Below are 12,495 nucleotides of genomic sequence, written 5' to 3' on the forward strand. Positions count from 1 at the left end.
TCATCTTTTACATACCCCTCTATAACATGAAATTACAGAGGGGTAAGGATTAGTATTTTATATCACGCGCTTCATCACGGCCATCCTGTTTACCTTGTCGTTTATCCTGTCGACAATCTTGGTTGTCTTTTTCATCAGAAAATACACACTCACGCTTGCCCTGACGACCATCTTCCCGAGTATCTTGGCGAACATCTCTCGCGTCCTGCCGTTCCTGAGCTTGCTCTGTTGCATAGGCACTAGATGAGAGCATTGCTGTCGCAAAAACTAACTTAATTAATACTGTACTTTTCATAGCTATTATTTCTCGCTAAATATTCATAGTTTCAATTCAGTTTTTAGTTAAGTAAAAGAACTTAAATTGAATCGGTTGATATGCTTTTTAAGCATACATCTTTTTTTCAAAAAAAAACAAATAAAAGGCAACGTCGCATTTATTTATAATTCCTTATCATTAAACATTTCTGCCATCTATTGTATAGATGTAAGCCCATGAATGATTTAGCATGATCGACTAATTGTTTCTTTAGTTAGGTCATGCTGTTGTTCATACGGTGAAAATATCCAATTTAATATAATCCACAATATATATAACCATTATCGGATTACAGTATCAGTTATACTGATAAAAAAAACCGCTCTAAATGAGCGGCGGCAAATGTATGAAGAGATAATTTTTTTAATATGCCACCAATTATAGCCGAAACATTAACAATAGCAATTGTAATGTTTGCTTTTCAACTGTGGATAATTGAATTATATAATGGGAGATGTTTAATCTTCATATAAAAAGCAAGATCATGATCCTTATTATCCTCAGCATTCCGATATCGCCTTGGTGAAACACCAAAATTATTAGAGAAAATCTTACAAAAATGACTATAGTAACTAAAGCAATATTTCTCCGATATTGAAATAAGTGTATCTTTATTATACTTCAAATCCAAGGATGCTTTGTAGAGTCTTCTCATTCTTATATATTGTACAATGGTACAACCTGTATTCCGTTTGAAAATTTGATGCAAATGAGAACTGCTATACCCTGATTTTTCAGAGATATCTGACATGTTTATTTTGTTTTCCAGATTGTTATCAACCCATTGTATTAAAGAAATAATAAATTGCTTATCTTTCATTTGCTTATCTATGGATATATATGTATCGAGCGAAAACTCAATTCTTAATGAATTAGAAAATCAGGTGCCAGCAACTATTAACCATCAGACTGCCCCCTCCGATATATAGAGGGGGCAGGAGATATTATTGCTTACAGGCTACAAATGATTCATTCGTGTCGACATTAATTCCTCTGATACCTGAATCCATATCAACATTGAAATGACCACCGTTTCCATCTACAGTCGACGACCTGTATCCTTGCGAATTAGGAACAGTCGGAGCAGGCCAACCTACTGTCTTGTCAGCTGGTGCAATCTGTCCTCCTAATTCCTCCAGTTCTTCAACTGAAGCAAGAGTACACATTGCCATAGCCGCACTGTATACATACCGAGCATACGTTTCATTATTCACTGTCCGAGTACCACTCTCGTTAGTCGCTTCCTCTGCTAATAGTGGACGAGTAAATGTAATGCCTCCAGCAGTTACTGTTTCCTCCATATGTCCCCAGTAATTTGCAAATGAAGAGTCAGGACTCGTCAACACTGTGAAAATAACATTCTCTGATTTAACAACATCCCCAACTTTCACAGTTAGTTCCGTTTCAAGGCCGCGAGTGTCGTTATCCGTGATATTTACAATGACTTCACCCGATGAATTGGTATTTCCAACAAATGTATCCTGACCATTTACTTTAGCTGTAATTGATTCATTTACATTTTGTCTGTTTTTTGCACTCGCAAATGAGATCACCACTGGTAAGTCTTCAGTTGGTACTCCACTATCGTTAGTTGCTAGCACTGTTAACCGGATTGTTTCCCCTTTTTTAACCTTGTTTTTATCAACCGATACATCCAGTTCAATCTGTTGCACTTCTTCCTCTGCAACTACTGTTGAAGTATTACCTGTCATATTTAGACTGTTCTTGGCGCGAACTGACAACTCCATCACCATCCCTGCATCAAGTGCTTTGACCGTATACGGTTCGACTTTTCCGGACTCTGTAATAACTGTGCCGCTGGCAACAACAGAACTAGTCTCGTCTTTATATCCCCACGCAAACAGAGACTGATCTGTTGGATCACCTTTGTTTGGATTAAAGGTATAACTACCCTGGAGCTCATGCCCCACAGTCAATGTTCCTGTCATGCTTAAGTTTTCAACCTTCGGTGCAGCATTCGGGTCAATAACTAAGCCACCAGGTAATCCCCCTTCAGTCTCATTGCCTGTGACCATACTGCTGTCTATGGTTTCCAAATTACCAATGTTACCAACGCCGTTCTTCGCCTGCACGGAGAGCTCCATCACCTCACCAGCATCACCACTGGATAATCTGCGCGGATCCACCATTCCAGAAGTTGAGACAACATTGTTTGAGGACAGAACAAGACTGGCGGTCTCTCCTTTATATCCCCACTGGAATAATGATTTATCTCTCGTATCACCGTTGTTGGCATCGAAGGTGTAGGTCCCATTCAAATCCTGACCGGCCTCCAGGGTGCCGCTGATCGCCAGGCTGCTGATAAGCGGGCCGGCGGCTGGGTCGATGACATGGCCGCCGCCGTCCCCCCCGTCCGTGCCGTTCCCCTCATCGCCCGGGGCTGAAGTGACCGTCTCGGTGTTGCCGGTCACGCTCGCGCCGTTCTTCGCCTGCACGGAGAGCTCCATCACCTCGCCGGCATCTGCCGCCGCCAGGGTATACGCCGGCACGGTGCCGCCTGTCGTCACGGCCGTACCGCTGCCCGCCACGCTGCCCGCGGTTGCGTCCTGATGCCCCCACAGGTACAGGGAGCGGTCCGTCGGCTCACCGTTGTTGGCATCGAAGGCGTAGGTCCCATTCAAATCCTGACCGGCCTCCAGGGTGCCGCTGATCGCCAGGCTGCTGATAAGCGGGCCGGCGGCTGGGTCGATGACATGGCCGCCGCCGTCCCCCCCGTCCGTGCCGTTCCCCTCATCGCCCGGGGCTGAAGTGACCGTCTCGGTGTTGCCGGTCACGCTCGCGCCGTTCTTCGCCTGCACGGAGAGCTCCATCACCTCGCCGGCATCTGCCGCCGCCAGGGTATACGCCGGCACGGTGCCGCCTGTCGTCACGGCCGTACCGCTGCCCGCCACGCTACCCGCGGTTGCGTCCTGATGCCCCCACAGGTACAGGGAGCGGTCCGTCGGCTCACCGTTGTTGGCATCGAAGGCGTAGGTCCCATTCAGTGGCTTGCCCGTTTCCAGGGTGCCGCTGATCGCCAGGCTGCTGATAAGCGGGCCGGCGGCTGGGTTGATGACATGGCCGCCGCCGTCTCCCCCGTCCGTGCCGTTCCCCTCATCGCCCGGGGCTGAAGTGACCGTCTCGGTGTTGCCGGTCACGCTCGCGCCGTTCTTCGCCTGCACGGAGAGCTCCATCATCTCGCCGATATCTGTGATTTTTAGTCGATACGCCGGCACGGTGCCGCCTGTCGTCACGGCCGTACCGCTGCCCGCCACGCTGCCCGCGGTTGCGTCCTGATGCCCCCACAGGTACAGGGAGCGGTCCGTCGGCTCACCGTTGTTGGCATCGAAGGCGTAGGTCCCATTCAAATCCTGACCGGCCTCCAGGGTGCCGCTGATCGCCAGGCTGCTGATAAGCGGGCCGGCGGCTGGGTCGATGACATGGCCGCCGCCGTCCCCCCCGTCCGTGCCGTTCCCCTCATCGCCCGGGGCCGAAGTGACCGTCTCGGTGTTGCCGGTCACGCTCGCGCCGTTCTTCGCCTGCACGGAGAGCTCCATCACCTCGCCGGCATCTGCCGCCGCCAGGGTATACGCCGGCACGGTGCCGCCTGTCGTCACGGCCGTACCGCTGCCCGCCACGCTGCCCGCGGTTGCGTCCTGATGCCCCCACAGGTACAGGGAGCGGTCCGTCGGCTCACCGTTGTTGGCATCGAAGGCGTAGGTCCCATTCAAATCCTGACCGGCCTCCAGGGTGCCGCTGATCGCCAGGCTGCTGATAAGCGGGCCGGCGGCTGGGTTGATGACATGGCCGCCGCCGTCTCCCCCGTCCGTGCCGTTCCCCTCATCGCCCGGGGCCGAAGTGACCGTCTCGGTGTTGCCGGTCACGCTCGCGCCGTTCTTCGCCTGCACGGAGAGCTCCATCATCTCGCCGATATCTGTGATTTTTAGTCGATACGCCGGCACGGTGCCGCCTGTCGTCACGGCCGTACCGCTGCCCGCCACGCTGCCCGCGGTTGCGTCCTGATGCCCCCACAGGTACAGGGAGCGGTCCGTCGGCTCACCGTTGTTGGCATCGAAGGCGTAGGTCCCATTCAAATCCTGACCGGCCTCCAGGGTGCCGCTGATCGCCAGGCTGCTGATAAGCGGGCCGGCGGCTGGGTCGATGACATGGCCGCCGCCGTCTCCCCCGTCCGTGCCGTTCCCCTCATCGCCCGGGGCTGAAGTGACCGTCTCGGTGTTGCCGGTCACGCTCGCGCCGTTCTTCGCCTGCACGGAGAGCTCCATCACCTCGCCGGCATCTGCCGCCGCCAGGGTATACGCCGGCACGGTGCCGCCTGTCGTCACGGCCGTACCGCTGCCCGCCACGCTGCCCGCGGTTGCGTCCTGATGCCCCCACAGGTACAGGGAGCGGTCCGTCGGCTCACCGTTGTTGGCATCGAAGGCGTAGGTCCCATTCAGTGGCTTGCCCGTTTCCAGGGTGCCGCTGATCGCCAGGCTGCTGATAAGCGGGCCGGCGGCTGGGTTGATGACATGGCCGCCGCCGTCTCCCCCGTCCGTGCCGTTCCCCTCATCGCCCGGGGCTGAAGTGACCGTCTCGGTGTTGCCGGTCACGCTCGCGCCGTTCTTCGCCTGCACGGAGAGCTCCATCATCTCGCCGATATCTGTGATTTTTAGTCGATACGCCGGCACGGTGCCGCCTGTCGTCACGGCCGTACCGCTGCCCGCCACGCTGCCCGCGGTTGCGTCCTGATGCCCCCACAGGTACAGGGAGCGGTCCGTCGGCTCACCGTTGTTGGCATCGAAGGCGTAGGTCCCATTCAAATCCTGACCGGCCTCCAGGGTGCCGCTGATCGCCAGGCTGCTGATAAGCGGGCCGGCGGCTGGGTCGATGACATGGCCGCCGCCGTCCCCCCCGTCCGTGCCGTTCCCCTCATCGCCCGGGGCTGAAGTGACCGTCTCGGTGTTGCCGGTCACGCTCGCGCCGTTCTTCGCCTGCACGGAGAGCTCCATCACCTCGCCGGCATCTGCCGCCGCCAGGGTATACGCCGGCACGGTGCCGCCTGTCGTCACGGCCGTACCGCTGCCCGCCACGCTACCCGCGGTTGCGTCCTGATGCCCCCACAGGTACAGGGAGCGGTCCGTCGGCTCACCGTTGTTGGCATCGAAGGCGTAGGTCCCATTCAGTGGCTTGCCCGTTTCCAGGGTGCCGCTGATCGCCAGGCTGCTGATAAGCGGGCCGGCGGCTGGGTTGATGACATGGCCGCCGCCGTCTCCCCCGTCCGTGCCGTTCCCCTCATCGCCCGGGGCTGAAGTGACCGTCTCGGTGTTGCCGGTCACGCTCGCGCCGTTCTTCGCCTGCACGGAGAGCTCCATCATCTCGCCGATATCTGTGATTTTTAGTCGATACGCCGGCACGGTGCCGCCTGTCGTCACGGCCGTACCGCTGCCCGCCACGCTGCCCGCGGTTGCGTCCTGATGCCCCCACAGGTACAGGGAGCGGTCCGTCGGCTCACCGTTGTTGGCATCGAAGGCGTAGGTCCCATTCAAATCCTGACCGGCCTCCAGGGTGCCGCTGATCGCCAGGCTGCTGATAAGCGGGCCGGCGGCTGGGTCGATGACATGGCCGCCGCCGTCCCCCCCGTCCGTGCCGTTCCCCTCATCGCCCGGGGCTGAAGTGACCGTCTCGGTGTTGCCGGTCACGCTCGCGCCGTTCTTCGCCTGCACGGAGAGCTCCATCACCTCGCCGGCATCTGCCGCCGCCAGGGTATACGCCGGCACGGTGCCGCCTGTCGTCACGGCCGTACCGCTGCCCGCCACGCTGCCCGCGGTTGCGTCCTGATGCCCCCACAGGTACAGGGAGCGGTCCGTCGGCTCACCGTTGTTGGCATCGAAGGCGTAGGTCCCATTCAGTGGCTTGCCCGTTTCCAGGGTGCCGCTGATCGCCAGGCTGCTGATAAGCGGGCCGGCGGCTGGGTTGATGACATGGCCGCCGCCGTCTCCCCCGTCCGTGCCGTTCCCCTCATCGCCCGGGGCTGAAGTGACCGTCTCGGTGTTGCCGGTCACGCTCGCGCCGTTCTTCGCCTGCACGGAGAGCTCCATCACCTCGCCGGCATCTGCCGCCGCCAGGGTATACGCCGGCACGGTGCCGCCTGTCGTCACGGCCGTACCGCTGCCCGCCACGCTGCCCGCGGTTGCGTCCTGATGCCCCCACAGGTACAGGGAGCGGTCCGTCGGCTCACCGTTGTTGGCATCGAAGGCGTAGGTCCCATTCAAATCCTGACCGGCCTCCAGGGTGCCGCTGATCGCCAGGCTGCTGATAAGCGGGCCGGCGGCTGGGTCGATGACATGGCCGCCGCCGTCCCCTCCGTCCGTGCCGTTCCCCTCATCGCCGGGGGCTGAAGTGACCGTCTCGGTGTTGCCGGTCACGCTCGCGCCGTTCTTCGCCTGCACGGAGAGCTCCATCACCTCGCCGGTATCTGCCGCCGCCAGGGTATACGCCGGCACGGTGCCGCCTGTCGTCACGGCCGTACCGCTGCCCGCCACGCTGCCCGCGGTTGCGTCCTGATGCCCCCACAGGTACAGGGAGCGGTCCGTCAAATCTCCACCATTGGCATCAAAGGCGTAGGTCCCATTCAGTGGCTTGCCCGTTTCCAGGGTGCCGCTGATCGCCAGGCTGCTGATAAGCGGGCCGGCGGCTGGGTCGATGACATGGCCGCCGCCGTCCCCCCCGTCCGTGCCGTTCCCCTCATCGCCCGGGGCTGAAGTGACCGTCTCGGTGTTGCCGGTCACGCTCGCGCCGTTCTTCGCCTGCACGGAGAGCTCCATCACCTCGCCGGTATCTGCCGCCGCCAGGGTATATGCCGGCACGGTGCCGCCTGTCGTCACGGCCGTACCGCTGCCCGCCACGCTGCCCGCGGTTGCGTCCTGATGCCCCCACAGGTACAGGGAGCGGTCCGTCGGCTCACCGTTACCCGCCTCGAACTTATACTGGCCGGACAATGCTGCCCCTAACTCAAGTTTGCCAGTAATAGTCACTCCACTGATAACCGGAAGACCGCCGACAGTAACCTTAGCGGGAGCAAGCGTTATGCCATCCGCAACCGGTATCAATGTAATATTTTCCTCTATGGTGCCGGATGTCACACTGACTTCATAATTACCAGGAGATATATTTTTAAATGCAGAAACAACAGCCTCTTGTCTGGTATCTTTAGTACGTTTTGAATTTTTGGTTAAAGTTCCATGCTCAATATTTAAGGCCAGTTTTCCAATGTCTAAAGAAATCGGAAGACCCTGTTCATCACGAATACTTAATGTCAGCGTTTGTACAGAATTAGCGTCTGCTGGGAGGTATGTCTGGGAAGGAGTGAATTGACTTTTACCCTTACTGATCTGAGACTGTAGTACAGACACTTGGGTTTCAGACGGAGAAGAGGCGTTCCCTTTTTTGTCATACGCAACACCTGAAATAACATATGAGTTTTCACCAGAATCATTATATTTTGGCAAACTCACTGAGTATTTCTCTCCGCCGTCATGTATAATTTTTCCGCCTCTTGCAAATAGTGTATCTGCAGTCCACTGAATCCTATCCAGACCGTGATTTGCTGTCACTGATACCCCCAAGGATTTCTGCTCGCCTCCCTTTCCAGTGACCAGAGGAATTGTTTTCAGTCTGATGACTTCCTTTTTTCTGTACTCAAGAATGATATTATTATTACGATCAACAAGGTCATATCTGCTACCTAAAAGTGTTTTCTGGGTTGCAACTGCAGATGAGTTAATTTGCTCACGGAATGGGACACCGAAACTGTAATTTAAGTTAGCTGCAAGTTGAGTCTCATTCTGACCATCTTTTCCAGACTTATAATCCATATTAACTGAGACAAGCGGAACTGGCGTGTAAATAACACCAGCTGTAATTGCATACGGATCTTTTTGCAGATCATCTTCACTGTTTCCAAAGAGAGCTACTTTGTCACCATAATACTGCTCAAATGAAAGTTTCCCCCCTAACTGCGGATATGCAGGGATATAACCTTCTGCACGGATATCCCATCCATCCGCGGCACGCTCTTCGTAGTCTTCAAGGTCAGGAGAATCCTTCCAGCCGGAGAGTCCTACATACGCATTAGCTCCTAATTTAAGATAATCACGCCAATACTCGGCCCCGATACCTAAACGGTTATGATCTCTGCTTAAATCATGATCATAAAAAAGGCTGCCACCTAGCATATAACCGTCAACATAATGACGATATCCAAATCCTAAGTTAGCCTGAGTACGATCATCTGCGTCACGAATACCGACCTGCGTGAAAAAAATTGAGTTTGAATCTTCACTAAGTGGATAAAGAACATCAAGGCTAGAGCCTTTAAGAGAAAAATTTTCATCAGTGGACAGATTAACTTTTGCCGTCCCTTTTTTTCCGAGCCAGTTCTGTATCTCCTGACTAGCTTGATCTGTCGCTAAGCCTCTTCCGAGATTTGCCACATCATCGCCATCAGGATTACTTTGGAAAAAGCTTCCAGCTTTTGTTGCCCAAGCAGCTGCTACAGTCTTATTCTGCTCCTCAGATATTTGTTTTTGATTGTTTGTACTTGACTTGCTCATAGGAACATCAATCACAGAACCTTCTGTGATGTTTTCAAACCCACTAGAAAAGGTTCTAAGTTGGTTTAGAGTTTTTAACTCATCAACGGTAATGCTGTGTTTAGCTGCAACTGTCTGAGCCGTCTCACCTTTCCCGAGAACATACTCCCCGGTAACGCGCTGATCGCTAGCAATTGCATAAACAGGAATTGCAAGCGCAGATAGCGACATATTTAGTTGTATAACTATATTTAGCAATGATATTTTTTTAAGGCCGGAGCTAGTAAAAAAATTACATTTCATATTGGAATGCTCGGTTTCTATTGTACGGATTACGTGGATTCAAAATGAGAATCACGCATGAGAAGAAAGTAAAATTTTATATTTAGATTGTCTTATATCAAACAAACAAATTGATCTTGCACACAACAAAGACCAAAAACATCAAAATACAACAAATTAATAACAATCGTATGTTTGTGACATATATAAATACATTTTTTCGATTTAAAACAATAAATTAAGCCATACCTGACAATTATTTAAGTAGAAAAAACAAGATTTATTTGTATAAAAAAGCCCTTTTAATCAATCAGTTATATCTTGGCGAGTTATTCCGTAAATATCAGCGATGGATGAATTTCAAATTGGGGATCAAAAGAAACATCTCCTAAGTGATAAAAATGGATTACAACCAAATGTTAATTAACTGTTAAGTATTGAGGATTTTGGTCATTGCAGCATAAGGGGGTACTAATCAAGGTTGAAGCAATAAGAAAAACAATATATGGTGAAGTGCATATTTAATCCTACTAAAAGTAGGAAAAACAATGCATATATCGATGCGCAAGAAATTTTCAAGTTATACATACAGGACAATAAATATAGTGATTAAAGAAAAGAAAGATAAATTTATTTGAGTGGGGGATATTAACTTAGTGAATCAAATAATAAATGGAGCAACAGAAGAAAATGGCATTGTTATTATCGATATTTTTTTCATTGACATACTATTCATGTAACACATATTGTGATGTTTACGTTGATAACGCAATCAAATATTATGAAATCATGGCGTCATATGATAATGATCGACATCGAGTTGTTGGGATAAAAATTCAATTTAGCAAGGCTGATTATAACTGAAAAAAAGTTGAGAAGTATTAAATCTGCAGATCCATAAAGTATGATTTAATTTCTTAATTGAGAAATACAAAAAAACAGACAACATTATTATTTTTCAGTCTTTCGTGGTTATTATTATATCAGCCGACAAACACCAATAGTTCCCAGTAGTCATATACAGCATCAGTATCATTCTCTAAGCAAGCCTGTACCTAAGACAGCTGTCTCAACAACAGTTGCTCCTCTCCCATCGTATGAACATTATTGTCTCTAGTACATTTATTATTTCGACAAATGGGAACAGAACAGCGACCTCAGGCTATATTATATGTGGAGTCGGCAGTGCTAAATTTGATACAGCTAATTAGCCGCAACATTACATCAGTATAATCTCATGGTGTTCTAATTTTTCGGAATGAAATCCTACACACATTCTGAAATTATGATTTGCAGTAATCCTTCGGTAATCTTCTAGCGTCAGGTTATTTAGGGATTCATCAAAGCGTTGTTTTGTTTTCCGTAAGCTAAATCTAAGGGTTCATTAAGCGTGCTGAATAGCTAAAATTTAAGATTTCTGTACGATATGTATGATTAAAACGCTCGATAAAGGTATTCTGTGTTTGCCTACTTGTCTTGATAAATTCCCGAAATAAACTATGTTCATCGTCCGTCTGTGCCAGCGCCTGTGAGCTCAGTACTGGCCATTGATCCATCCGTGCCGCAGTTTGCCACAATCCAGTCCAGTACACGGAGGACACGTTTAGCGGTATATTAAGGTCGGTTTCTGTCGCCATAAAATCATGCGTAAAATCGATAGGCGAGTTCTGGTTAAGCGTATCAGGCGTCGCTACTGGAGTCGGGTTGCGCAGCGGCAGACGTTGTTTCCCTTACAAGGAAAATGTAGTCTCAGCAGACTATAAATCAGAATAGCTCGCTTATGGTTCGAGTTTTCCGCCTACCTGCTTATCATCTGGAACATTTACTTTAATCTGTATAGAGGATAAAACTCGGCAAACTCAGTCAGCCCAAGAATCATCGGTTCATCGCCCCAGATATCAAGTTGGTAGAAATAAACCGTCCTGCTCAGCTATAACATCCTGTATGTCTGGCTCAGATAGCTGATGAGTTCACGCCTTATCGCTAGTATGAAAGCTTTATTTCGATGCATTCTTTTAGCGCGCAATTTTTCAGACTCAGATCGGATCATATTTGATTTATACTACGATTTTAGTCTCATAGCTCTTTCATCTTTTGCTTTCAGAAGCTTCCCTCCCGCCAATTTTCTCTTCCTAGTTGTAGGAAAAATCCTCAGATACTCCCGCTTCACTACAGACATCCTTGACAGTACGCGCGGCTTTAACGGGCTTCAGAACGGCGATTATCTGGCTTCCGGTAAATCGAACTTTATGCATGTTGATCTCCGAGAAAAAATAATCAGTATGTCGGAATAACTTAAAAATGAATGATGCGGTTACGCGGGATATTTTCACATGGACCAAGTAACACAATAAAGTAAAACTTCAGACCCTATGTGAGATACTCATCAATATTCATAAAACGAATCATCAAAGTTGATTAATTGTTACATTTTGCTGAATTTGGTTTTTGTGAAGGGTTGAAATTGTAAAAAACATCACTATCAATTATTTTTACCACTCGGAAAACTAAATTAGGAAAGTCTATGGACCATATCAATAACGGTGGGTTCGAAAATGGAAACACACCATGGATCAACAGCACAACTGGTGGATACATTAAAACAGAAGGTGAGGAGGTATCTGTAACAAATAATTTTTCTCGTATTTCACCCACTACAGCAATTATGCAAACTTTTTCATTTGAAGTTAATAAAAAAACCACCATAATGATCTCTACTCGCGGATTAGTTACCGGAAAAATGGGGATTTATAATAATGACTTTACCGTTGCTTATTGGGAGGTGGAAGTCAATACTAATACTTCACTTGATTGGTTTACAAAATCATATGATGTCATGCCAATCTCAGAATGGATAGGTCCTTTCAATTTTAGAGTTTCAGCAAATTACAACGAGCATTCAGATTATTATTTGGATGTGGATAATATTTCAATAATTAGTTAGTTGCACTTTAAATTATTAACACTAATTATCTAAAAACATAGGGCATTATTATGAAGTTACCAATTGTTTGTTTTTTAATCATTTCAGGATTTTCAACCATCGCACTAGCGTCTTCGACAGAAACAGTATGCACGGCAACAGGTGTTCCTGTAGATACTTGCTATTGCTTTGATGAAAATACATGTATCAACATTGGGGATATTGGAACACATCCTTGAAGCTAGGTATTATTCATTTATAACAATACACCTCCTTAAGGTTATCAATATTTAACCCCATAATAGTGATAACCTCTTAAATATTAATTTATTATAAAACACATTAATTCTTTATAAGAATCAACCTTAATGACTCCATTCTTA

The 12,495-nt window shown here is 49.5% G+C and carries 4 protein-coding genes and 1 pseudogene; 1 reads left to right on the forward strand and 4 read right to left on the reverse strand.

The window, feature by feature from the left end; translation table 11 throughout:
* Positions 1-49 precede the first annotated feature (49 nt).
* From AC3WS9_RS02185 to AC3WS9_RS02200, 4 genes and pseudogenes are all read right to left on the reverse strand, one after another.
* Positions 50-295, reverse strand: coding sequence for a hypothetical protein (locus AC3WS9_RS02185; RefSeq protein ID WP_492486443.1), 246 nt, complete (start codon positions 293-295; stop codon positions 50-52).
* A gap of 442 nt (positions 296-737) precedes the next feature.
* A complete protein-coding gene (locus tag AC3WS9_RS02190) occupies positions 738-1,136 on the reverse strand; it encodes a helix-turn-helix transcriptional regulator (RefSeq protein ID WP_492486445.1) in 399 nt (132 codons plus the stop codon).
* Positions 1,137-1,260: 124 nt separating this feature from the next.
* Positions 1,261-9,138: an inverse autotransporter beta domain-containing protein gene (locus tag AC3WS9_RS02195; protein WP_492486447.1), complete on the reverse strand. Its 7,878-nt coding sequence runs from the start codon at positions 9,136-9,138 to the stop codon at positions 1,261-1,263.
* A 1,270-nt stretch (positions 9,139-10,408) separates the two neighbouring features.
* A pseudogene (locus AC3WS9_RS02200) lies at positions 10,409-11,444 on the reverse strand (transposase).
* Between the two features lie 269 nt (positions 11,445-11,713).
* On the opposite strand from AC3WS9_RS02200, the gene AC3WS9_RS02205 reads away from it, so the two are divergent.
* Positions 11,714-12,133 carry a hypothetical protein gene (locus AC3WS9_RS02205; protein ID WP_492486449.1) on the forward strand — a complete coding sequence of 140 codons (420 nt, stop codon included), beginning with the start codon at positions 11,714-11,716 and terminating at the stop codon, positions 12,131-12,133.
* Positions 12,134-12,495: the final 362 nt, after the last annotated feature.

Source organism: Lelliottia sp. EB106-05-01-XG201, assembly GCF_058791735.1.

Coding starts and splice junctions, on each gene's coding strand:
- AC3WS9_RS02185 (WP_492486443.1), bottom strand. CDS start 295: ATGAAAAGTACAGTATTAATTAAGTTAGTTTTTGCGACAGCAATGCTC.
- AC3WS9_RS02190 (WP_492486445.1), bottom strand. CDS start 1,136: ATGAAAGATAAGCAATTTATTATTTCTTTAATACAATGGGTTGATAAC.
- AC3WS9_RS02195 (WP_492486447.1), bottom strand. CDS start 9,138: ATGTCGCTATCTGCGCTTGCAATTCCTGTTTATGCAATTGCTAGCGAT.
- AC3WS9_RS02205 (WP_492486449.1), top strand. CDS start 11,714: ATGGACCATATCAATAACGGTGGGTTCGAAAATGGAAACACACCATGG.